Raw genomic sequence first — 22,499 nt, forward strand, 5'->3', positions numbered from 1 at the left:
AGGCACGAAACTGTGTCTCTCTTGAATCCAACGATAACCATCATTTCGTTTACCGAGGAGGCAAACATGAGCGTCACTGAGTTGCAAAAAGAAGCGACGGCGAAAGCTGTAGCAGCAAGCGAGATCGAGATGAAGCTCGAGGTCATCGTCATCCCGGTTTCCGACGTAGATCGCGCAAAAAGCTTCTACAGCGATCTCGGCTGGAGGCTCGATATCGACTTCATTGACGGCGACGACTACCGCGTAATCCAGTTCACGCCGCCTGGCTCTGGCTGCTCGGTGATCTTCGGCACGAACGTCACGGCAGCCATTCCCGGCTCCGTGCAAGGACTGCATCTGATCGTCTCCGACATCGAGGCGGCCCGCGCCGACCTGATCCGCCGCGGCGTGGCGGTCAGCGAGCCCTTCCATGACACGGGCGGCATCTTCCATCACGCCAACGGCAAGCGGGTGGCCTCTGGCCCCAATCCGGAGCGCAAGAGCTACGCGTCGTTCGCTTCATTCAGCGATCCCGACGGCAATGGCTGGGTGTTTCAGGAAGTCACGGCTCGACTGACCGGATATCTCGAACCCGGTGAGACTCGGTTCACGCCAGAGATCACGGAGCTGGTCCGGCACGCGGAGGCCAGCAAGCACCGTTGAGGGGGCCGCGACAGCATTGATGACCCGATGACCTCTTGAGAATGGAGACTCTCATGATCCACTTTTCATGCTCACCCGAGCCGCCAATGGTCGCCGGGAATCAAGGCTCATCGGGCGCCTCGCGACGTGCCGTGCTGGCCGGCGTAACGGCCGTGGGCCTGGGCACGGCCCTGCCAGCACAGGCCTCCGTGCCGCAGGCCGCGAGCGGGCCACGTCACAAATGGGTCCGCGCCGACGGCCTGGACGTCTTCTACCGTGAAGCGGGTCCTGCCGACGCGCCGACCCTGCTGTTGCTGCACGGCTTTGCGAATTCCTCCTTCTACTTTCGCCACCTGATGCCAAGGCTGGCAGATCGGTTCCGGCTGATCGCGCCCGATCTACCGTCGTTCGGCTTCACGCAAATCCCCGCCGAACGCAATTATGTTTACGACTTCGACTCCCTGTCCCGCACGATAGCGGCGTTCGTCGATGCACTCGAGTTTAAACGATATGTGCTCTACGTTTTCGACTACGGCGCGCCGGTCGGCTGGGATCTTGCGTTGACCTATCCCGATCGCGTGGCGGGGATCATCAGCCAGAACGGCAATGCCTATCTCGAGGGCCTGCGACCGGAGGCGTGGGATCCGCTGCGGGCTTACTGGGCGAGCCCCAGCGTCGACAAGCGCGAAGCGATTCGCGCGCGGATGAGCCTCGATGGCGTTAAGGCAGCCTATTTCCACGGGGTGGCCGATCCATCCACTATCGAGCCAGAGTCTTTTACACTCGATGCAGCGATACTCGCTCGACCGGGAAACGCAGATTTGCAGATCGACCTCAAACTGGACTACAAGCGCAATATCGAACGTTATCCCCTCTACCAAGCCTTCTTTCGTCAGCGACAGCCGAAATTGCTCGCTGTCTGGGGGAAAAATGATCCGTTCTTCGCCCCTGCGGGGGCGGAAGCCTTCCGCCGCGATATTCCTGATGCACACATCGCCCTGTTAGATACGGGCCATTTTGCGCTCGAGACGCAGATAGACGCTGTAGCCCTTGAGATGAGACGTTTCCTATTAGACTGACGAAGCTCCTTGGGCGTCGCTAAGTTGCCTCCGACAATTACATGACGCTCAGCATTCGTTCGCGCCGCGAAAGAATGTCTGCCGGACAGCGCATATTCGCAGCCGGGGCAGCGCGACGTACCTCAATGCCCAAGCCAGCCGCTGCTGGCGCAGGTTCTGAAAGCCAACAACAGGAGCCCCTCATGGGTATCGAGCAGAAGGTTGCCATCGTCACTGGTGCATCACAGGGTATCGGCGCCGCCCTGGTCCAGGGTTTTCGCGATCGCAACTACCGCGTCGTCGCAACGGCGCGCTCCGTCCAACCGTCAAGCGACGAAGACATCCTTGCCATTCCCGGCGACATCGCCGACCGGGCCACCGCCGAGCGGGTGGTCTCGCAGGCCGTCGCCCGCTTCGGCCGTGTCGACGCGCTGGTCAACAATGCCGGCATCTTCGTCGCCAAGCCGTTCACCCAGTACACCGCCCAAGATTATGCGACCGTGATGGGCACCAACGTCGCCGGCTTCTTCCACATCACCCAGCTTGCCATCGCCGAGATGGAGAAGCAGGGCTCGGGCCACGTCGTCCAGATCACGACCACGCTGGTCGATCAGGCCAACTCGAACGTTCCCTCGGTGCTGGCCTCGCTGAGCAAGGGCGGGCTGAACGCCGCGACCAGGTCGCTTGCGATCGAATACGCCAAGCGCGGCATCCGCGTGAACGCGGTGTCGCCCGGCATCATCAAGTCGCCGATGCATCCGGTCGCCACACATGCCCAGCTCAGCGCACTTCACCCGGTCGGTCGCATGGGCGAAATGTCCGACATCGTCGATGCCGTGCTCTATCTCGAGGGAGCCTCCTTTGTCACCGGCGAGATCCTGCATGTCGACGGCGGCCAGAGCGCCGGCCATTGAGCGCGGAGCAGCATCATGCCCATCGTCACCATTCAAGTGACCCGCGAGGGAACGACGCCGGGAGCGGCGTCGCTGACGGGGGAGGAGAAGGTGGCGCTGATCAAAGGATCGAGCGAGCTGCTGCGCGACGTTCTCGGCAAGCCGCTCGAGGCCACCTTCGTCGTGATCGAGGAAGTCGACACCGACAATTCGGGTTGGGGCGGCCTGCCCGTGCAGGAATTCCGGCGCCATCGCACCGGCCAGACAGGATGATCCGAGCGCTGCTTGCGCGCTGGAGGACGCCATGACCAACGCAAAGACGAAGCAACTTCTGGAGACCCGGCTGCCTCCGCAGCCGGGAGCAACATCGCAGGCGACCTGGCGATATGCGGTGGCGGGCCTCTCCGCATCGCTGGTCGGACTGGGCCTCGCCCGCTTTTCCTACACGCCGCTGATCCCGGCCCTGATCGCGGCAAAATGGTTCGGCGCGTCCGACGTCGTCTATCTCGGCGCGGCGAATCTTGCCGGCTATCTCGCCGGCGCGCTCGCGGCCCGCGCTGCAGCCGCCCGGATCGGCGCGGTCCGCGCACTAAGGACCATGATGCTGCTCGCCAGCCTATCCTTCTTCGCAAGCTCGGTACCGGTGTCGTTCACCTGGTTCTTCGCCTGGCGCTTTCTGTCTGGCCTGACTGGCGGCATCATCATGGTGCTGGCGGCCTCCGTCATCCTGCCGCATACCTCACCCGCGCGACGCGGCATCGTCGGCGGCGTGATCTTTGCCGGGGTCGGTCTTGGCGTCGCCGCGTCGGGCACCCTGGTGCCGTTGCTCCTGCAGCAGGGCTTGCAACAGGCCTGGTATGGCCTGGGCACGCTGTCCGCTCTGCTAACGCTCGCCAGTTGGTGGAATTGGCCGACCGACGCGAAAGGTGATGCTGCGCCGTCTCCGCATCCTGGGAAGCACCACCGCTACTCGGCGGCGACCCGGGCGTTGCTGGTCCAGTATGGCCTCAACGCGGTGGCGCTGGTGCCGCACATGGTCTTCATCGTCGATTTCGTCGCACGTGGCCTTGGCCAGGGCATCGCTGCGGGATCGCGCTATTGGGTGCTGTACGGTCTCGGCGCAATCGTCGGTCCGCTCGTCACCGGTCATCTCGGAGACCGCTCGGGGTTCGGGCCGGCGTTGCGCGCTGCGTTCCTGATGGAGGCGGCGGCCGTGCTACTGCCGACCGTCAGCGCCGCGCCGCTCTCGCTGATCGTATCGAGTGTCGTGGTCGGCGGCTTCACGCCCGGCATCGTGCCGCTGGTGCTCGGGCGCATCCACGAACTCGTGCCGCATTCGGCGGAGCAGCAGCGCGCGACATGGAGCCATGCCACCACCAGCTTTGCGCTATTCCAGGCCGCCGCCGCTTATGGCTTCTCCTGGATCTACGCCCAAACCGGCGGTGACTATCTGGTCCTGTTCGGCCTCGGCGGCGGCGCCGTAGTGCTGGCGCTCGCGATCGACCTTGGTCTGTCGCTCACAAGCGCAAACCGCAATGCCAATCGGCTCTGAACCAGCTTTGCCGGGCCGCCTGTCATATCCGTGTCTCCTTTACCAACATATCACTTGCTCGAATTGACGAGCCCGGTGGGGGGCCTGCTCATCGGCAAAACCGATCTGTTCTTTGCTCGAGCGCGCATCTCCCAAAGCGGCAAGACGTCCGACGGGCCGTTGTCTCTCTCCTCCGGATAATTCACCTCGAGACGATCGCGAGCCCCCCAGTGTGACATGCACCTGCAACTACCTACGAGGCAAATTTGCTCTGGCAGCAGGTGCCGCCGGCACGAACAAGGTCGCCACGCTCCGTCTTTTTGGTCCCGTCTGTGGAGGCCTGCGATGTCGTGTCTGCGCAGGCATCGGCCCGCGGCGCCGATGCCGTGAGGACCAAAATCAGCCGGATCAAAATCAGCCGGATGAACTGTCACAACCAGCTACTCTAACTCGTCATGACTTGAGAAAGCCGTACCAAGGTTAGAAAGGGAGCGAGCATGTCGAGGAATATTCTTGTCATTGGCGGAGGTTTTGCCGGCTTTTGGGCAGCGATGGCGGCTCGGCGAGTTGCGAAATCGGCAGCTGATATCACTGTTGTTTCGAGAGAGCCAAGACTGGAAATAAGGCCGAGACTGTACGAGGCCAGGCCAGACACTCTCGCGGTCGATGTTCTTCCGTACCTGGACAAGGTCGACGTGAACTACGTTCGTGGCGAGGCGGTCGGGCTGGACACGACTGCGAAGATCGTATCGCTCGATGACGCCACCTGCCTCACCTACGATCGCCTGATTGTCGCCACAGGCAGTCGAATGTGTCGTCCGCCAGTGCCTGGCGCCGCAGAGGCTTATTCCGTCGACACTCAAGCGGAAGCAATCGCTTTCGATCGGCGTCTGAAGGAGCTCGCCTGCGAGAAGAAAGACCCCACCCTCGTCGTCGTTGGCGCGGGCTTTACGGGCATCGAACTTTCGCTCGAGCTGCGCGACCGATTCGTGGCGCACGGTGCAGCCGAGGCTGCTGAAGGGATGCATATCGTCTTGATCGACCGCTCGGACGTGGTCGGACCCGAGCTCGGGCCTGGGCCGCGTTCGGAGATCGAGCGTGCCTTGCAGTCTGCGCGTATCGAGCTCCGACTTGGCGCGACAATCACGGCGCTGGCTTCGAACCGTGTAAGCTTCGCGGACGACAGTGCTCTTTCGGCGGATGCCGTCGTGCTCGCGACAGGCATGAGAGCCTCGCCCTTCACGGGTAATGTTCCCGGCGAGCGAGATGAGCTCGGCCGGATCGTCGTCGACGCAGAGCTCCGGGCTCCCGGTGCGCCGGAAGTATTCGTCGCAGGCGACGCTGCGGCGGCCGACACTGGAGATGGACACCGGGCTCTGCAATCCTGCCAACACGCGCTGCAGATTGGACGGGTTGCCGGGGAGAACGCCGCGCGGGACCTGCTTGGGATGACCGCTGTGCCGTATTCTCAACTTAACTATGTCACCTGTCTGGACCTCGGTCGGTGGGGCGCGATCAGGACACAGGGCTGGGATCGACGAGTTGAGCTGACTGGCGCTGAAGGAAAGGCCCTGAAGCGAAAAATCAATACCAAGCTCATCTATCCACCAGCTAATGGCGGGGCTGAAGCTTTGCTTGCAAGCTCGACCATCGATATCGTCAAACGATATGCGATCGACGGGTCGCGATAACTTACGGACGCTTTCAAAGTCGAGTTCCGCCCGGATCCAGATTCCAGGCCATAAAGAGGCCGCCACCTGAGGCGGCCTTGGCTTGTATGGGTGGCTGCCTCCGAAAACGGCTTGGTCGGGCTCTTCTTTTCATTCCCCGAGCATCGCACCGATATATTGGTCGTTGTATCTGCAATCATTATTCATGCGACCAGTGGCGGCGGTCACGACCATCTACTCACAACGGGCGGCATTGCAGGTAACAGGATCACCTCAACCCATCCAAGAAAGGGATTGCGCGAGGAACACAGATCCGCCACTCCGCTGCCACTGCCCGTGTGCCATCACGACGCGCTCTGGCTGCCAGTTCAACACCTTCGCACGCGCTTTGCGCGCCAAATGGCGGTCGAGAAATGATAGACGGAGGTCGAGCGGCGCACGCGCACCGGTAAGTGCAGTGATGCCCGACAGACGCGCCAGGTATCGTTGCCATGGCTTCCATTTAGTTTTGAGGTAATCCTCGCCAAAGGCCTGAACGAGGTCGCCGAATATCGCAGTACCAGATGCTTTGTGGAAGAATGCGACCTCGTCCAGCAACGGTGAGCCGCGAAACCAAGCCTGATCGATGTCTCGGCTCCATGCGGCCGGCGGCTGATCTGTCAGGCTGCGTTCGAACGTGAGGTCGGGTCGCTTGCCGATCGTTGACGCTGGCCCCCAAAGATGTGCTTGCGGGAAGCATTCCTGCCACCGTGACAGGAAGAGGTGGTGAAGCTTGTTCGGGCTGACGAGATGGTGCACAGGACCGAGGCTGACCACTTCCGCGCGCAGCTCTTCATTGAGTTCGATCGGCGACCAGACCCAGAGATCACCGTCCGAAAGTCTGACGATGACCATGCGGGTGGGATACGGAAATCCGTGGAAGCTCACCTCGGAGCCCTCCGCTATCCAGATTTTCTCCGCTATCGATTGCAGCATCGCTGTCTTGCCAGAAGCGTCAACACGTCGGTGAGGCTAGAGCCAGTACGTGAGGGACGTGCTGGCCCGCCATCCCGTGGGGGACTTCTCGTCCCGCTCAGCCGAGAACTCCGCATAACCGTTGAGTCCTTCGAGTTCTCCTGTTCCCGAACTGCCTACGACCTCCCAACGGCCGCGGACGACTGGGCCCGGCTCCATGGCTCCCTCGGCTTTAAGCAGGAATGAACCCTTCAGGGTTCCGATTGAGCCCGCAATGCGCTCGTAGCAGATCAAGGTGCCCGTGCCGTCGGGACGTTCGAGCCGCAGGTGGCTGGCCCTCCCCTCGCCGACGATGCCGCCGCTAAACTTTTCCACCAAGCGTGTCTCGACAACGGCAAGGCCGCTCGCGTCCGCCTCGTTGAGAACCGACCTATCGTATTTATCGACCTCGACCTTGCTCGCTACCGTGCGAGGCTCGCAACTCCCCTCTCCGGAGGCCACCAGGCTACCCCGAGACCTCGGAGCGGATCGCAAAGCGCCTTCAAGAGCAATCGTCCCTTGCCAGGCTCTCACTGTCGAGTACTCGGCGAGCACACGCAAAGCCTCGTGCATCTCGGCTGCTGTGATGCCTGCCCGAAGCGCCATACAAACGTGCGCTGCAAAGGCCTGTCCGAGAGTTCCGCTCACAACATCGATCGCAAAACTGGCAAACAGGCGCTCGCGGTGGTCCAGGCCGGGTCGTGCCCAAAGCTCAGACGATTGTCTTTCGATTGCAAGGGCAAGCTTGGGATCGGCAGATCTGAGTGCTTCAAGAGCATGTGCCGGATAGGCCGTTGCCGGATGAGGCGATGGAGCGCGTGCTGCATGGCTGTCCGGGCTATGGCCGAGCTCAGCGACCACGACCGCCAGTCGCTCAAAGGCCCGCGAGGTCGGATTGAGACCGGCCGCTGGCGCCACATGACGCAAGAGCTCACGCAGGTCTTCAACGGACATATCGGCCTGGCTCAAGGCCATGGCGACATGCAGCTCGAACGGGAGACCAAGCTCGCGTACCGCAACATCGCCCGCAAGAAGCAGACACGCCTTTTCACGCATTGAGAGCTTCGACGGCGACCAGACGCTGCGAGCGGCCTCAAGCCCCATGGATCCGAAAACAGGGTCAAGCCGCAGGACACGGTCGGGGGACACTAGTTCCATAACGCACTCCTTGTCCTTGATGTGGTGGACTCCGCAACGACGTCGATTAGTAGAAGCCAGGCACGAGGCGGGCCGTGCTAACTCGATAGGTCCGGTATTGCTCACCAAACGCGCCGATCAGCAGGGCTTCTTCAGCATCCATCCGCGCGACGACCGGCACGACTGTCGCCGCTGCCAGCAGCACGCCCGCAAGTGAGCGGAAGGCAAGGGCCCAGCCCAAGACACATAGAAGCATGCCGAGATAACTCGGATGACGGATCCAGCGATAGGGCCCGGTGGTGACGAGACGGTGTTCTGGCTGGATCGCGACAAGTCCACTGAAGCGATTCCCAAGGACGAATACGGGGCACAGTCTCAGCGCTCCGCCCATCGTATAGATAACCACGCTACACCAGCGCGTTGTGTCGCCGTCAATCGTACCCCAGTCCAATCGGTCCGTGAGAGCCGGAAGCCAGCCGATCAGAATGCCGAGGGCCGCGAAAGCGGCAAGGACCCAGCGGTTCGACCGATCCTCACGCACGCCGGGACTCAGATTGCCGGCGGTGAACATGGATGCGATCGTCAGCACGACCGTGACCGCTGTCAGCACCGAGAGGGGTGCATGAGAAAAGAACGGGCGCAGCCCACCCCACCCCAGAATGGCCAGGGCGATAAACGCGGCCGTCCCCAGTCCTGCCGTGATGAGAAGGAGCAGCGAGTGCATATTGCTCATCTGGATCCGCTGTGAGGACGATCGAGCCTGCATTCGTCGGACTTTCCTCGTGGATTGACTGATCCCCCGGACTCCCGACAGGACTGCGCACAGCGCCAGCACCAATGCCGACAATGTCAGCGCCGCACTCGCGGCATGCCCATATTCCCATTGGAGGCGGGCGACGTCGAGATTTGCTGGCATCTCGGTCCAATTCCCTGTGAGGGCGTTCATCGGATAGATAAAGCACCAGAAGATGACCTGGGCACCAATGAGTAAGGCAAGCGCTCCCAGCGAAAGCCAGCGCGCGACGGGAATGTCCCACATGGTGATGGCGTGGCCGAGCGTGCAGCCAACCGCAATGACGATCGCGACACCAAAGAACGCCCAGCCATCATAAGCCCTTTGCATCGTCATGTAGTCGACCGACGACATCTTCAATTTGTTGAACATTTCAAAGAAGTGGGCGCCTTCCGGGATGAGGTAGATGGCAACCGAGATAACGGTCGTGATTCGAAGCAGGTCGGTCCCATATCTCCCTTGGCCGTTGGCACCCTCAGGCATCGTGGGGGCCTTTACTGTTGGCAACACGCGTCAGCTTGTCCGGATTCCGAACGACATAAACCCTGCCGATCCTGCCGCTCACGATCTCGAGGGCGATGGTGAGAAGCTCTCCATTTGCCAAAGTTGCCACGCATCCAGGGAGCCCGTTGATCATCGCAGGACGCAGGTCGACAACAGGTTGCACGCGCTTGCGCGCCAGGCCGGCGAAAAGCGCAATGATCCTGGGGCGTCCGACGATCGGATTGAGCGCGGCTCGTCGCTTGCCGCCACCGTCCGTGTACAGCACGGCGTCGTTTGAGAGGATATTCGCCAGGCCATCGACGTTGCCGGTCCGATAGGCCGTCATGAATGCCTCGAGGATTTCATTTCCTTTGTCAGGTTCAACCTCGAATCGTGGTCGCGACTCCCGGATGTGCGCACGCGCTCGCGCGGCGAGTTGCCGGCACGTTACCTGATTGCGTCCGAGCAGCCGGGCAACCTCCTCGAACTCGACATCAAAGACGTCATGCAACAGAAAGGCGGCCCGCTCGAGCGGTGAAAGCCGTTCCAGGGCCAACATCAATCCGATGGACAAATCGGAGGCATAGTCGCTCGCCGTCTCCGCCCCCAGGGTCTCGGCATCCAGCACGGGCTCCGGCAACCATGGGCCGACATAGGTCTCACGCTTTGCGCGGGCGGATTTCATCTGATCAAGACAGATGCGAGTGACGACCTTTGCCAGGAACGCTCGCGGCGACTCGACCCTCGCCCTGTCGGTACCGTGCCATCGAAGGTAGGCTTCCTGCACAGCATCCTCGGCTTCAGTCAACGAGCCAAGCATCCGGTAGGCCAAACCGGTCAAATAACGACGGTGCTTTTCGAACTGGTCTGCCGCCCTGCGCCCGCTCTCTTCAGGCGAGTTTTGCTCCTGTAAGGGGTCCGTCATGGTGCACTCCCGAGGAAGTGATCGAGCTGAAACTCAGTTGGCCTGGGGTTCGTCTGGATGGTGAGCGCGCGCTCCTATGGCAAGGCGGTTGAAGGCATTGATGAGCGCGATTGCAACGGAGAGCGCGATGATCTCATCCTGCGAGAAGCATCGCTGCACTTCTTCGAACACTTCATCGGGCGCGTGAGTTTCTGCAATCCGCGTCAAGCTCTCCGTCCACGCAAGCGCCGCCCGCTCCAGGTCCGAGAACAGCGCCGACTCGCGCCAGGCGTCCAACAGGAGAAGCCGGGTAGGACTCTCGCCGTGCTTGAACGCCTCGCCGCTGTGCATGTGCAGACAGAAATTGCACCCATTGATCTGGGAAGCTCTCACCTTGACGAGTGCGACCAGCTTCGGATCGAGAAGGCTCGCCGCCCATTGATTGGCGGCGCGCATAGCCTCAATGCCCTCATTCGGGCTTGCAAGATTGATGCGGGGTTTCATTTGGCGGCCTCCTTGACTGTCTAATGACAAAGAGACGACCGACGGCATCGATCGTGACATGTGCATTGCCTGGAAAAAACAGGGCTGCTTTGCAAAACGTTCCAGGCTCATCCGGATTGCCAGGCGCCGCTCCGCTTCTCCCTCGCGCACAACAGCCAACACGGGCGCCAGAAACGAGCGTGCCTGGGGACACCGGGTCCAGCCTGCAGAGCGGCTAGGAAGCGCTTCTGATAGCCCGACCGACCTTTTGCAGGGCCTCGAAGGCTGCAAAGCGCCGGTCGGTCCAATCTGCCAGAGCGGCCTGGGGTCGATGGATGTCTCCCAGAACCGACATCGCCTGCATCGCCTCGCCGAGATCGGCATGGTCGCCCGAAGCAACGGATCCAAGCATGGCGGAGCCGAGCAGGACGGCCTCCGGTGAGGCCGACGCGGCGACCGTCAAGCCTGTCATATCGGCGACGACTTGCCGCACGAGGGGACTCTTTGCGGCGCCACCGCTGACCACCATCGTATCGACCGCGATGCCCTTGTCTTGCTGGGCGCGAACGATCTGCCGCGCGCCGCAGCCGAGACCGCACAGCCCGGCGAGATAAAGCGCCAGCAGGCTGTCCAGATCCGCGCGCATATCGAGCCCGGCAATCAGCGCACGCGCGTCGGGATCCGCAAACGGCGCGCGATTGCCGAGGAATTCGGGGACCACATGCACCTCGCCGACCAACTGCGGAATCATTCCGGCACCGCCGCGGGATTCGGTTTCGGAGGCCAGCCAATCGGCAAGCGTCTGCTGCTTCTGGCGTGCAGCCTGCGTCGCTTGCGCGGAATGCGGATGCATCTGCAACAGATGCTCGATAGCAGCGCCGGCGGCGGACTGCCCCCCTTCATTGAGCCAGAGCCCGGGTACCATGGCCGAGAAATAGGGTCCCCACACGCCGGGGACGAAGGACGGAGCCGACGTGGTCGTCATGGTACAGGCGGAGGTTCCGAACACATAGGCCATGCGCGTCAGCACCGTGCCCGCCGTACCGCGCGCGCCCACCGTTCCGACACCGCCAGCATGGGCGTCGATAAGGCCGGCGGCGACCGCCGTACCCGCAATGAGGCCGAGATCGGCCGCGGCCTTCGCCGTCAGGCCCGCCGCCAATCTCGTTCCCCCGGGCACGATCTCGGTGCCCATCCTGCGAAACTGCTCGTCCGCGAGCACGCCGAGGCCGACCTTGCGGAAGAATTGATCGTCCCAACGGTTTTCGTGACCCAGATAGGTCCACTTGCATGTCACGGTACATGTGGAGCGAGACAGGCTCCCTGTCGCCCGCCAGGAGAGAAAGTCGGTCAAGTCCATGAACTGCCACGCATGGCAGAACGTGTCTGGCATGTTCTCGGCGAGCCACAACAGTTTCGGCGTCTCCATCTCGGGTGAGATCGTTCCGCCGACATAGTCGAGAACTTTTTCGCCCGTCTGGTTGATGCGGCGCGCCTGATCGGCGGCGCGGTGATCCATCCATACGATGACGTTGCGGGCGGGATCGCCGGACGGTCCGACGGGCAGCGGCGCGCCGCCCTCGCCTAGCACCACCAGCGAGCAGGTCGCGTCGAAGCCCATGCCGGCGATGCTGTCGGGCGCGACGCCGGCCTGCGCCACCGCGCCGCGCACGCTGCGACAGACGGCATGCCAGATATCCTGGCTGGACTGCTCGACGACATCGCCGGCCTCCCGCCAGAGCGCGACAGGGGCGCTGTCACTCGCAAGGAGCTTGCCGGCGCGGTCGAACACGCCGGCCCGTGCGCTGCTGGTGCCGACATCGATGCCAAGGAAATGGCGGTTATCGGATTGCTTGGTCATGAGACGCTACAGATCGTTGCTCTGCGGCAGGATGACGAGGTCGCGGATGGTGACGTTTCTCGGACGCGTCAGCATGAAGAGCACCGCCTCTGCGACCTCCACTGGCTGCATCAACCCGCCGGCCGCCATTTCCTCCTCCACCTTCGCCTTGGGCCAGTCCTTGATGAGCGCGGTCACGACCGGACCGGGTGCAACCGCGCCGACGCGCAAACCATGCTTGGCGACCTGCCGGCGCAGCGTGTGCACGAAAGCCTGCACGGCGTGCTTTGAGGCGGTGTAGATCGGTTCCCAGACGACGGGGACGAGCCCTGCGATCGAACTGGTGACGATGATGTCGCCGCTTTTTCGTTCGACCATATGCGGCAGTACCGCATGGATGGAGCGGAACAGCGCATTGACGTTCAAATTGAGCATGCGGTCCCAGGCGTCGGGATCGCCGCCAAGCACCTCGCCGCCGACATAGGCGCCGGCATTCGCATGAAAGATGTCCAGCTGGCCCGCCTTCTCCAGCACCTGCGGCATCATGGTTTGCACGCTCACAAGATCGGTGAGGTCGACACGCAATGGAATCGCCCGGTCGCCCAGCCCGGCGCAGACGCTGCTCAGTGCCTCCTCCGCACGATCGATCAGCACCACCCGCGCACCCGCGCCGATCAATGTTCTGGCACATTCCAGACCGATGCCCGACGCGGCGCCGGTGATCGCGGCAACTTTTCCTGCAAGTTCTTGGGCCAAGGCTTGTCCTTTTCTTGTTCGGGTTATTCAAGCTCGGCCATGGGAGAGACGCGAGCGCCGTGCCAGCGAATCGACGATGACCGCAATGGCAAGGACCGCGCCCGTAATCATGTACCGTAGCGACGAGGAGAGATCGAGCAGCGTCAAGCCGCTCGCGATGGACTGGATGACGATGACGCCGAGCAATGCGGAATAGGCGCTGCCGCGGCCGCCGAACAGGCTCGTGCCGCCGATGACCGCGGCGGCGATTGCGTTGAGGTTCACATCCCCGGTCCCGGCCTGCTGGCTGGACGATGCCAGCCGCGCCGCGGCCAATATGCCACCAGCGGCCGCCAGTGTGGAGCACAGCACGAACGCGGACAAATGGACGCGGCGAACGTTGATGCCGGCGCGGCGCGCCGCCTCGCGATTACCGCCGACGGCGGACATCGAGCGGCCCCATTTGGTTCGCGTCAACGCGTAGTTCATGACCACGCACAATCCGACGAACAGGCCGAACATCCAGGGAATGCCGCGCCCGAGATTGAGATAATACACGACGAATTCGAGCACGATGGTGACCAGCAGCGCCTTCAGCACCATGCGGCCGAGCGAACTGGCCCAGAGGCCCGCCGCCCGCCGACGCGCGGCCGTCCGGTAGTCGGTCACGAACATGACCAGGATCGCGACCGCCGCCAGCACATAAGACACGATCGGCGGCATGACGAGCATCTGACCGAAATTGACCAATGGCGATCCGTACGGAAGATTGATCGAACCGGAGGAGCCGAGCAGATAGAGCTGCAGGCCGAGCCACGCCAGCAGGCCGGCCAGCGTCGACACGAAGCTCGGCATCCCCAGGCGATTGAACAGAAACGCGTAGAGCGCGCCGATGGCCGCGCCCAGCACCAGCGCCGTCACGATCGCAACGGCGACCGGCCAATCCTGACCGACCCAGAGCACGCCGACGAGTGCCGATGCAAACCCGCTCACCGAGCCGACCGAGAGATCGATCTCGCCGACCATCAGGATGCAGACGATGCCCAGCGAGATCACGCCCACCGTCGAGCAATCGAACAGCAAATTGACCAGATTGTCCGGCGCGAGAAAGACCGGGTTGAGGCTCTCGAATGCCGTGCAGATGACGATGAGCCCGACGACCACCGGCAGCGAGCCGAGGTCGCCCGACCGCACCCGGTCGACAAAGGCGCGGATCGTGTTGCCGATCGTATCCGCGTGCTTGACCCGTTCGTCGCTGCGGTCGAGCAGCCGCGCCGTCGAAACCGGGTGCGTCTCGCCCGTCATCGCCCAAGCTCCGGCAGCTGATGGGCGCGGCGCCGGCTGGCGCGGCGCGAGACCGAGTTTTCGTCCGCACCGGTAATCGCCGTGACGAGATCCTGGTTGGAGACGTCGGGCTCGAATTCACCGTTGTTGCGGCCGAGCCGCAGCACTACGATCCGGTCGGCGACGGCGCGAACGTCCTCCATGTTGTGGCTGATCATGATGACGCCGAGGCCGCGGGCGCGAACGCGCTCGACGAGGTCGAGCACCTCGGCGGTCTGGGCGACGCCGAGTGCGGCGGTGGGCTCGTCGAGCAGGATGAGCTTCGGTTCAGTGAGCAGTGAACGCGCGATCGCAACCGTCTGGCGCTGTCCGCCGGAGAGCGATGCCACGGGCTCGCGCACGCTCGGAATCCGCGCCGACAATTCGTTGAGCAAGGTCCAGGCGCGAAGCTCCATAGAGACCTCGTCGAGCCGCAGCGGATTGAGCTCGCGGCCGAGGAAGATATTCGCGACCACATCGAGATTCTCGCAGAGCGCCAGATCCTGGAAAACGGTGGCGATGCCGAGGCCGAGCGCGGTGGCTGGATCGGACAGGACGACATGTTCGCCGCCGAAGGTGATCGTTCCGGAGCTGGGCTGGTGCACGCCGGCAAGGATCTTTACCAGGGTGGATTTCCCAGCGCCATTGTCGCCCACGAGCGCCACGACCTCGCCGGCATGCACGTCGAGATCAACGTTGGTCAGGGCGGACACGGCACCGAAATGCTTGGAAATTCCGCGAAGACTCAGGACCGGCTGACGCGGTCCGCCCTGCGCGCGATCGACGTCCGGGGTCGTGGTCATATCCTGTCCGTCCTCTCGACGTCGGTACCGGCCGCGGCGAGCGGCCGGGACCGAGGCAGTCATTGCGTGATGCCGAGCTTCTTGCAGCCGACGGCATATCGGCCGGTGCAGAGCTGATCGGCCGTCTGGATCTTCTTGTCGATGATCTCCGCCTTCAGGTTCTCCTGCGTGACGACCGCCGGCACGAACAGCTTCGATGGCGCGTTGAAAAGCGTGGTTTCCGCCTTGGGCGTCTCGCCGGAAAGGAACTTCACTGCCGCCTCGGCCGCGGCAGCGGCCACGATCTCGCTGGGCTTGGAGATCGTGTTGTACTGATCGCCGGCGATAATGAGCTGAAGCGCGGCGATCGTCGCATCGTTGCCCGTCACCGGCGGCACCGGATCGACGCCCGCGGCCTTGAAAGCGGCAATTGCGCCACCGCCGGTGCCGTCGTTGGCGGCCACCACACCGAGGATCTTCTTACCGAAGCGGGTGACCTGGCCGCTCGCCCATTGCTGCGCCTTCGGCGGCGCCCAGTCCGGCGTGTCGTATTCGGCGAGAAGCGGATAGCCGCTCTTATCAAGGCCCGCGTGGATGCCCTTCTTGATGAGGCCCGCAGCGGCATCGGTCGGCGACCCGTTGATTTCGAGCACGCCCTCACCTTCCTTCGCCGCGACGTTGGTGGCCTTCAGATGCTTGATGAGCGAATCGGAGATGGCTTTGCCGATGGCTTCGTTGTCGAAGGAGACGTAGAAATCGACTTTGGCGTCGGGCACCGGCCGGTCATAGGCAATGACCTTGATGCCCTGCGACTGCGCCATCTTGACGAGGGAGGCTGCGGCGGTGGAATCGACGGGGTCGAGCACGATCACCTTGGCGCCCTGCGAGATGACCGAGTTGAACTGCTGTTGCTGCCGCGCTGCATCGGCGCTGGCGTTCTGATAGATCACCTTGCAGCTCTCGCAGACCTTCTTCATCTCCGCGGCAAAGCCCGGATAATCGTGCTGTTCGTAGCGGGTGGAGGCCTGGTCCGGCATCAGGAAGGCAACCGTCGCATCCTTCACCTCTGCGGCCTGCGAGATCATTGCCGTTGTGCCGAGCAGCGACACCGCCAGAGCAAGCGTGCCTGCATGTTTCGGGGAGAACTTTTTCATTCGGACTTTCCTTTCCAGAACTGGAGTGCTGTGGTTGATCCTTGAAGATGGGCCTTCGCGGCTCCCGTCCCGGCGGCGATGAGTGCCGGGGCTCTGAAGCCGCACGGAATTCCCGGACAAGCGATTCCTGTCGCGGGCTGCCATCGGCATGCCCCCGTCATTCTTCCCGTTTTGGTCTCCTCCTTTGCTTTTTCGCCGGCTAGGCCGCGCGTGCCGTATCGATGTTCTGCGCGAGCAATCGCCTGAAGCGCGAAGGCGGCATACCTTTCTCGGCCAAAAACTGCCGATTGAAGTTGGAGAGATTGTTGAAGCCGACCTCGAAGCAGATGTCGGTGATGGAAGCCTGCTCGTCGCTCATCAGGATCTGACAGGCGAGATTGACGCGCAGGCGCTTGACGTATTGCACCAGCGACATGCCCGTGTGCCGACGGAAGGAGCGCGAAAACGCGCTTTGCGACTGGCCGGCGATCGCCGCAAGCTCGGCTTCACCGAAAGGCTGCGTCAAATTCTGTCGGATGAAGGCAAGCGCCTTATTCATGCCCGCCGACATATACCCGGACGGGTCGGGCAGATAATTCGGACTGGAGAGCGGACGCGCATTGCGGGCGCGGCAGAGTGTCCCCAAGATCATCAGGAACAGTTCGATCCGGCGCACACCGTTCGCGGTCACGATCTCCTCCATCAGCGGAGAGATCAAGTCGCTGGTGCTGCGCGTAAAGAGCGCGCCGCGCCGGGAGAAATCCAGCAGCGCGGCGAGGCCCGACAGCTCCGGCATGACCTTCATCAGGTCGCCGATGAACTCTTCGCTGAACTGGAGGACGCGCCCGCGTAGCGGGATGGTGTTTCCGGCCGGCACATCACTCACCCAATTGTGCGGCAGATTGGGGCCGGTGAGCACGAGATTGCCCGGCTCGAACTCGCCGATGAAGTCGCCGACGAAATAGCGACCGCTGGTCGTCACAACCTGGTGGAGCTCGTATTCGGGATGGAAATGCCAGCGGACGGTGTGGAATGGGTAGCCGTGCGACCACGCCTTGAACGACTCGCCGCGCCGTATCTGGACAACTTCCAGGTCCGGTTCCATATCCGCTCCCTTCAGGCCGGTGCGGTTTGCAATGAGCCGCACCTGTTCCCTTATTGGCTGAATTTGCTTCAGCGCTTCCTCTCGCCCGAGATCGTAGCGAGCGGTATCTGGACCCGCCACCACGATTTCAATGTGCGACTGATACTTTTTTGACATGCATTGCGGCGCCCGCGGGCATGTCGCGGCTGGGATTGCGCAGACGGATCAATCAGATCGGGCAATTAGAGCTATCAAGCCGCCGAATCCTCGTGCCGCAACCGGAGGCCCTGCTGTCAAAAGCGCATGATGGCTGTAACCGAATCCTTGTTGGTCCGTCGGTGCACACGTCATCCACACGCAGCCACCTCAGAAATTGAACTTTCTGAATTCTTCAATCCCTGCCCGAGGCTGCTTGAGGCTACCTTGGCCGAAAGGATCGGTGCTAATCAACCCCTGTGGCGGACCTATCGGTGTCGAAGACTCTGAGCGCCCGACCTTTATGTACGACCAAGCGCGCGGAATTTCTCCATCAATGAAAAGATAATGGCTTTCAGATCTCCGCCGGGATAAGCCGAGCTCGCTGGCCGGCCCGCCTCTCAGCGCGACGGGCGGAGAACAGTTCGACCAAATACGCTAAACTGCGCTATCCTCGCCACCCGCACTACTCCCCACTCAATGATTCAGGAAGCCGTTTTCGCGTTGATTAACAAGCATAAATCCTCAAAGCTGACGGTCTAATGCCGACGGTATACCCGCCCCAAATTTTTGGTCTTGAATTCACAGGAAAATTTCCGAGGCTCTGAGGGGCGGCACTTTCAGCAACTATCGGTATCAGTCGACGAACATAGACGTACACTAAGCCGAAACGGACTCCTCTTGGGCTTTGACCGACTGTCAGCCGATACCGTCAGCGGTCATTGGCGCACAACCCCATTGATAGTCAGCTTCGGTCGGTGTCCAGTCTAACTGATCCGGAAGTTCGGTGACGTGTCGGGCAATTTCGGCCATCCTTGCGCGCGCCTGCGGTCGGGGCATCCCACTCTAACTTCGGGGCAAAAGCGCATCGCTGATCTTCTCGGCCGCCATGATCACGGGGATGTTGGTATTGGCCGTCGGCAACCGCGGCATAATCGAGGCATCCGCCACGAAAATATTGTCGCTGCCGATCACCCTGCCCTCGGGATCGACTACCGCCGTGGGGTCGGCGGAATCGCCCATGCGGCATGTCCCCACGGGGTGCCAGACGCCGAACATGCTCTGCCGCACAAAGGCTTCAAGGGCACGGTCGTCCGCCAGCGTCGCCCGAAAGGCGGTGCCGTTGAGCAGGACCAGCCGGATCAGGAGTTGCCGGAGGACCGCAGGCACGTCGAGCATCGGCCCGAGGATGGATGCGACAATGCGATTGACCGTGCCATACCGGCTCAGCCGCTTGATGCGCGGGGAATACGAGGCCGGGAAGAAATCACCGGCCTCAGGATTGACCGCGGGATGGACGACCAGGCTCGCAAGCAGGCGGACGGACGCAATCATCCGTTCGAGATCACGCGGATCGGACAACAGGTTGAAATCGACAACCGGAAAAGTCTCGGGATCGGGCGTCGCCAGCTTCAGCGATCCGCTCGAATACGGCCGGTTGCACCAGAGGAAATAGAGACCGAGCCGCGTGCCCAGCGCGTGCCAGCCTCCGCGCGCCGAGGCCGTGATGTACATATCGGAAGCATCGCAGCCTCGATGTTTGGAGGAGAAGCGCATCGCGGCAAAGTTTGGGCGCCGCCGGGTCAGCGGCAGCCGTAGCTGCCTCGGCAGGTATTGGCAGAACGTCAGCGCGGGATGGTCGCGCAGATTGCTGCCGACCGCGGGCAAATCGATCGCCACGGGGATGCCCAGAGCTTGCAGCGCCGCACCGGGGCCGATGCCCGCCCGCATCAGGATCGCCGGCGATTGCAGCGCGCCTGCCGTGAGGATTACGCGGCGGGCACCGACGGTGAGCCGCTCGCTGCCGCGAGCGACCATCACACCCGTTGCGCGGCGGCCGTCAAGCCGAAGTTGCTCGACCTCGCTGTCGGCCCAGATGGTCAGATTCGGCCGCGCCCGCGTCGCCGCATCGAGGTAGCCGGCGGCCGTGGAGACACGCTGGTCATTGCGGTTCGAAAACGCCGGCGGAAAAATGCCGTCCTCGAACTCGCCGTTCTGGTCCTTTCGGAATGGCAGGCCAGTTGCGGACAACGCCTCGCCGACGGCGTGGCCGAACGGCGGCATCGCTTCGCGCGCGATGCGTCGGATCGGGATTGGACCGTGCTGCCGTGCAGCGGTCCGTCGAAATCGAGATCGGATTCTAGCTTGAGGAAATATGGCAGCACATCCGCCCAGCCCCAGCCCCGCGCACCGAGATCGCGCCATTCATCATAGTCGCGCGGGAGGCCGCGATTGGCCGACTGCACGTTGATGCTGGAGCCGCCGCCCATCACCCGTCCCTGCTCATAGGCGCGGATAACAGGCTTGCCTTCGGCATTACGGCCGGCCGCCGCCGACAGGCCGCGCCAGATGTACGTGTCGCCGAAGAACAGCGTCATCGGATAGCTGTCGAGGATTTCGGGCGGCGTCGCCTCCGGCGGCGTATCCATCCCGGCTTCGATCAGAAGCACGCGACGCCCCCCATCCGCGGAAAGCCGATTGGCGAGCACGCAGCCCGCCGACCCGCCGCCGACGATCACATCGTCGAAATGCAGCTCATCCATTCCTGTCTCGTCGTGCAATGCGATGGATCGGCGCGGCCGTCGTGGCCGCGCCGGTTTGCTTCAGCGGAAGTCGCCTTTGGTCTCGGGGATCACGATCGAACCGATCAGATAGATCACGAACACACCGACCGCGAAGTAGGCCAGCGACATCGGAATCTCCGCGGGGCTGCCGCTTACCAGCGAGACGAAGGTCGGCATCATGCCGCCCAGCGCAAAGCCGATATTCCAGGACAGGCCGGTGCCGCTCGCGCGCAGCGCCGTTGGAAAACGTTCGTTGAGGAAGATCAGCACCGGGGCGTAACCGGCATTGCCGATGAAGGCGATGGCCAGCGCATAGAGCGTGATCTGCGTCGTGTCCGTCGTCGCTGCGAGATTGAGATAGCACAGCGGCAGCAATACCGCAGCCAGCACGCCGATCAGCAAAAACGTCTTCTTGCGGCCGATCTGGTCACTGAGCGCGCCGACGAGCACCGCGGAGGAGAACGCCGACACGCTCGCGCCCATCAGGATCAGCGACGAGGTCTGATTCGGGACCGCGTTGATGACCTTCAGGAAGCTCGGCAGATAGCCCGAGGTCAGGTAGTAGCCCGCGCCGCCACCGAAGGTGATGAGCAGATTGACCAGCAGCACGCTGCGATATTGGCCGGAGAACACGTCCTTGACCGGCGCTTTCGAGACTTTCGCCTGCTTGTTGCCCTGCTGGCGCTTGAGCTCCTTGAAGTATGGCGACTCCTCGAGGTTGCGGAAGATGAACCAGCCGAGTAGCGAGCTCAGCAGTCCCGAAAAGAACATGAAGCGCCAGCCCCACACCGCGAAGGCATCACCGGCGAAGACCGAGGACGTGATCAGGAAGATGAAGGACGCCAGCAGCGCGCCGATGCCGGCACCGCCGCCGCCGACCAGACCGGACATCGCACCGCGCCATTGCGGCGGCACGGACTCGGTCCCGATAGTGTGGGTGGACGCCACGACGCCGCCGACGAAGATGCCCTGCACCAGGCGCAGGATCAGGAAGATGACCGGCGCGATCACACCGACCTGCGCGATGGTCGGCAGCAGGCCGAACGCCGCCGTGCTGACGCCGACGCCGATGATGGCGATAAGCATCGCCTGCTTGCGGCCGTGCACGTCGGCATAATGGCCGAAGATCGCCGAGCCGAGCGGCCGCATCAGCAACGTGACGGCGAACGAGCCGTAGACCGCGGCCAGCGACAGTGCCGGATTGCTCGACGGAAAGAACAGCGCGCCGACAACCGGCGCCACGTAGAGCAGAATGAACAAATCGAACAGATCGAGTGCCCATCCGAGCACCGAGGCGATGATCGCGTTGACCATCTGCTTGTTATCGGCCGACGCTTGTGCACCCGCGACCGGCATATCCATCTCAGCCATGTTGTTTGACCTCCCCCGTTTTGAATGACACCGCGGTTCGCACCATTGCGAACCGCGGCAGTTTCGTCGCGTCTCAGCGGCCGGCGAACTTCGGCGGACGCTTGGCGTTGAAGGCCTCGACGCCTTCCTTGAAGTCTTCCGACTGCCGCAGGCGGCTGTAGCAATGGCCTTCGAGTTCGATGGCGATGGCGAGCGTCGAATCCTCGGTGTCGTTGAGGAGCTTCTTGGCGGTGCGCTGCGCCAGCGGCGAGAAGGTGCGGAGCTCATCGACGAGCTTGTCGGTCGCCGTCTCCAGCTCGGCATCCGGCACGCAATCGGTGGCGATTCCCCAGTCATAGGCCTGCTTGGCCGAGATGCGCTTGGAGCGCATCACGATGTCCTTGGTGCGGGTGATGCCGACCATCTTCTGAAGGCGCGCCGAGCCGCCCGAGCCCGGGATCTGGCCGAGCTTCTGCTCCGGCAACGCGTATTGCGTGGTCTCCGAGGCGATACGGAAATCGCAGGCTAGCGACAGCTCGAAGCCGACGCCGAAGCAATAGCCGCGGTTGGCGACGATGACGGGCTTGGCGCAGCGCGCGGGCGCGGCGATGTTCCAGGCGAGCTTGGAGACGTGCTCCGGGCTCGCCTCCATGAAGCCGCCGATATTGCCGCCGCTGGAGAAGTGCTCGCCCTCGCCGCGCAGCACGATGACGCGCACGCGCGGATCCTCGTCCAGCGTCTCGAAAGTCAGGCGCAGCTGGTCGCGCTGTGGCATCGCCACGACGTTGTAGGGCGGCCTCTCAAGGATGATGTCGGCGCGCTCACGCGCCTCGTCGATCTCGACCTTGAACCCGTCGAGCTTGGCGAGCCGGGGATCGGTGAATGAATAGGGTGACGCCATGTTGTCTTCCTTCTGTTGATGGTTGA

At 62.8% G+C, this 22,499-nt stretch carries 20 protein-coding genes and 1 pseudogene; 6 read left to right on the forward strand and 15 right to left on the reverse strand.

Features of this window, described 5'->3' with window-relative positions:
• The 6 genes from IF809_RS27585 to IF809_RS27610 all read left to right on the forward strand — a co-directional run.
• Positions 1-642 (forward strand): VOC family protein (locus tag IF809_RS27585; protein WP_462839074.1); only part of this gene is annotated, 642 nt, incomplete at its 5' end.
• A gap of 53 nt (positions 643-695) precedes the next feature.
• Complete coding sequence (locus IF809_RS27590; RefSeq protein ID WP_462839075.1) at positions 696-1,700, forward strand: alpha/beta fold hydrolase; 1,005 nt, start codon at positions 696-698, stop codon at positions 1,698-1,700.
• 182 nt (positions 1,701-1,882) lie between these two features.
• On the forward strand, positions 1,883-2,593 hold the full coding sequence (locus IF809_RS27595; RefSeq protein ID WP_462839076.1) for an SDR family NAD(P)-dependent oxidoreductase: 711 nt from the start codon (positions 1,883-1,885) through the stop codon (positions 2,591-2,593).
• Between the two features lie 15 nt (positions 2,594-2,608).
• The gene (locus IF809_RS27600; protein WP_462839077.1) at positions 2,609-2,845 is read left to right on the forward strand and encodes a tautomerase family protein; all 237 of its coding nucleotides are present in this window, start codon (positions 2,609-2,611) and stop codon (positions 2,843-2,845) included.
• A gap of 31 nt (positions 2,846-2,876) precedes the next feature.
• A complete protein-coding gene (locus IF809_RS27605; RefSeq protein ID WP_462839078.1) occupies positions 2,877-4,124 on the forward strand; it encodes a YbfB/YjiJ family MFS transporter in 1,248 nt (415 codons plus the stop codon).
• Positions 4,125-4,600: 476 nt separating this feature from the next.
• The gene (locus IF809_RS27610; RefSeq protein WP_462839079.1) at positions 4,601-5,794 is read left to right on the forward strand and encodes an NAD(P)/FAD-dependent oxidoreductase; all 1,194 of its coding nucleotides are present in this window, start codon (positions 4,601-4,603) and stop codon (positions 5,792-5,794) included.
• A gap of 252 nt (positions 5,795-6,046) precedes the next feature.
• Here the strand turns inward: IF809_RS27610 and IF809_RS27615 are convergent, their stop codons facing one another.
• The 15 genes and pseudogenes from IF809_RS27615 to IF809_RS27685 all read right to left on the reverse strand — a co-directional run bounded on the left by IF809_RS27615 (position 6,047) and on the right by IF809_RS27685 (position 22,473).
• Complete coding sequence (locus IF809_RS27615) at positions 6,047-6,748, reverse strand: DUF4336 domain-containing protein (RefSeq protein WP_462839080.1); 702 nt, start codon at positions 6,746-6,748, stop codon at positions 6,047-6,049.
• 36 nt (positions 6,749-6,784) lie between these two features.
• Positions 6,785-7,924, reverse strand: a complete 1,140-nt coding sequence (locus tag IF809_RS27620; RefSeq protein WP_462839081.1) for a DUF3224 domain-containing protein — start codon at positions 7,922-7,924, stop codon at positions 6,785-6,787.
• Positions 7,925-7,970: 46 nt separating this feature from the next.
• Positions 7,971-9,179, reverse strand: coding sequence for a methyltransferase family protein (locus IF809_RS27625; protein WP_462839082.1), 1,209 nt, complete (start codon positions 9,177-9,179; stop codon positions 7,971-7,973).
• Positions 9,172-10,104: a sigma-70 family RNA polymerase sigma factor gene (locus IF809_RS27630; protein WP_462839083.1), complete on the reverse strand. Its 933-nt coding sequence runs from the start codon at positions 10,102-10,104 to the stop codon at positions 9,172-9,174. Before IF809_RS27630 ends, IF809_RS27625 begins: the two co-directional genes overlap by 8 nt.
• A gap of 33 nt (positions 10,105-10,137) precedes the next feature.
• Positions 10,138-10,587, reverse strand: a complete 450-nt coding sequence (locus IF809_RS27635) for a carboxymuconolactone decarboxylase family protein (protein WP_462839084.1) — start codon at positions 10,585-10,587, stop codon at positions 10,138-10,140.
• A 214-nt stretch (positions 10,588-10,801) separates the two neighbouring features.
• Positions 10,802-12,427: an FGGY-family carbohydrate kinase gene (locus tag IF809_RS27640; RefSeq protein ID WP_462839085.1), complete on the reverse strand. Its 1,626-nt coding sequence runs from the start codon at positions 12,425-12,427 to the stop codon at positions 10,802-10,804.
• A gap of 6 nt (positions 12,428-12,433) precedes the next feature.
• Entirely contained in the window at positions 12,434-13,162 is a 729-nt protein-coding gene (locus tag IF809_RS27645; RefSeq protein ID WP_247279437.1) for an SDR family oxidoreductase, read from the reverse strand.
• A gap of 27 nt (positions 13,163-13,189) precedes the next feature.
• Complete coding sequence (locus tag IF809_RS27650; RefSeq protein ID WP_462839086.1) at positions 13,190-14,446, reverse strand: sugar ABC transporter permease; 1,257 nt, start codon at positions 14,444-14,446, stop codon at positions 13,190-13,192.
• On the reverse strand, positions 14,443-15,267 hold the full coding sequence (locus IF809_RS27655) for an ATP-binding cassette domain-containing protein (RefSeq protein ID WP_462839087.1): 825 nt from the start codon (positions 15,265-15,267) through the stop codon (positions 14,443-14,445). Before IF809_RS27655 ends, IF809_RS27650 begins: the two co-directional genes overlap by 4 nt.
• Before the next feature lie 59 nt (positions 15,268-15,326).
• Positions 15,327-16,400 (reverse strand): ABC transporter substrate-binding protein, encoded by a 1,074-nt coding sequence (locus tag IF809_RS27660; protein ID WP_462839088.1) that lies wholly within the window; start codon positions 16,398-16,400, stop codon positions 15,327-15,329.
• A 199-nt stretch (positions 16,401-16,599) separates the two neighbouring features.
• On the reverse strand, positions 16,600-17,484 hold the full coding sequence (locus IF809_RS27665; protein WP_462839117.1) for a cupin domain-containing protein: 885 nt from the start codon (positions 17,482-17,484) through the stop codon (positions 16,600-16,602).
• Between the two features lie 1,020 nt (positions 17,485-18,504).
• Positions 18,505-19,689, reverse strand: coding sequence for a GMC family oxidoreductase (locus tag IF809_RS27670; protein WP_462839089.1), 1,185 nt, complete (start codon positions 19,687-19,689; stop codon positions 18,505-18,507).
• 149 nt (positions 19,690-19,838) lie between these two features.
• Positions 19,839-20,201, reverse strand: a pseudogene (locus tag IF809_RS27675) (GMC family oxidoreductase N-terminal domain-containing protein); the annotation flags it as partial.
• Between the two features lie 60 nt (positions 20,202-20,261).
• Complete coding sequence (locus IF809_RS27680; protein ID WP_462839090.1) at positions 20,262-21,593, reverse strand: MFS transporter; 1,332 nt, start codon at positions 21,591-21,593, stop codon at positions 20,262-20,264.
• 73 nt (positions 21,594-21,666) lie between these two features.
• Entirely contained in the window at positions 21,667-22,473 is an 807-nt protein-coding gene (locus IF809_RS27685; protein WP_462839091.1) for an enoyl-CoA hydratase/isomerase family protein, read from the reverse strand.
• Positions 22,474-22,499 lie beyond the last annotated feature (26 nt).

Source organism: Bradyrhizobium sp. UFLA06-24 (genome assembly GCF_054967145.1).

Bases quoted from the DNA above. Each gene is read 5' to 3' on its own strand.
- IF809_RS27590 (WP_462839075.1), top strand. From the start codon at position 696: ATGATCCACTTTTCATGCTCACCCGAGCCGCCAATGGTCGCCGGGAAT.
- IF809_RS27595 (WP_462839076.1), top strand. From the start codon at position 1,883: ATGGGTATCGAGCAGAAGGTTGCCATCGTCACTGGTGCATCACAGGGT.
- IF809_RS27600 (WP_462839077.1), top strand. From the start codon at position 2,609: ATGCCCATCGTCACCATTCAAGTGACCCGCGAGGGAACGACGCCGGGA.
- IF809_RS27605 (WP_462839078.1), top strand. From the start codon at position 2,877: ATGACCAACGCAAAGACGAAGCAACTTCTGGAGACCCGGCTGCCTCCG.
- IF809_RS27610 (WP_462839079.1), top strand. From the start codon at position 4,601: ATGTCGAGGAATATTCTTGTCATTGGCGGAGGTTTTGCCGGCTTTTGG.
- IF809_RS27615 (WP_462839080.1), bottom strand. From the start codon at position 6,748: ATGCTGCAATCGATAGCGGAGAAAATCTGGATAGCGGAGGGCTCCGAG.
- IF809_RS27620 (WP_462839081.1), bottom strand. From the start codon at position 7,924: ATGGAACTAGTGTCCCCCGACCGTGTCCTGCGGCTTGACCCTGTTTTC.
- IF809_RS27625 (WP_462839082.1), bottom strand. From the start codon at position 9,179: ATGCCTGAGGGTGCCAACGGCCAAGGGAGATATGGGACCGACCTGCTT.
- IF809_RS27630 (WP_462839083.1), bottom strand. From the start codon at position 10,104: ATGACGGACCCCTTACAGGAGCAAAACTCGCCTGAAGAGAGCGGGCGC.
- IF809_RS27635 (WP_462839084.1), bottom strand. From the start codon at position 10,587: ATGAAACCCCGCATCAATCTTGCAAGCCCGAATGAGGGCATTGAGGCT.
- IF809_RS27640 (WP_462839085.1), bottom strand. From the start codon at position 12,427: ATGACCAAGCAATCCGATAACCGCCATTTCCTTGGCATCGATGTCGGC.
- IF809_RS27650 (WP_462839086.1), bottom strand. From the start codon at position 14,446: ATGACGGGCGAGACGCACCCGGTTTCGACGGCGCGGCTGCTCGACCGC.
- IF809_RS27655 (WP_462839087.1), bottom strand. From the start codon at position 15,267: ATGACCACGACCCCGGACGTCGATCGCGCGCAGGGCGGACCGCGTCAG.
- IF809_RS27660 (WP_462839088.1), bottom strand. From the start codon at position 16,400: ATGAAAAAGTTCTCCCCGAAACATGCAGGCACGCTTGCTCTGGCGGTG.
- IF809_RS27665 (WP_462839117.1), bottom strand. From the start codon at position 17,484: ATGGAACCGGACCTGGAAGTTGTCCAGATACGGCGCGGCGAGTCGTTC.
- IF809_RS27680 (WP_462839090.1), bottom strand. From the start codon at position 21,593: ATGGCTGAGATGGATATGCCGGTCGCGGGTGCACAAGCGTCGGCCGAT.
- IF809_RS27685 (WP_462839091.1), bottom strand. From the start codon at position 22,473: ATGGCGTCACCCTATTCATTCACCGATCCCCGGCTCGCCAAGCTCGAC.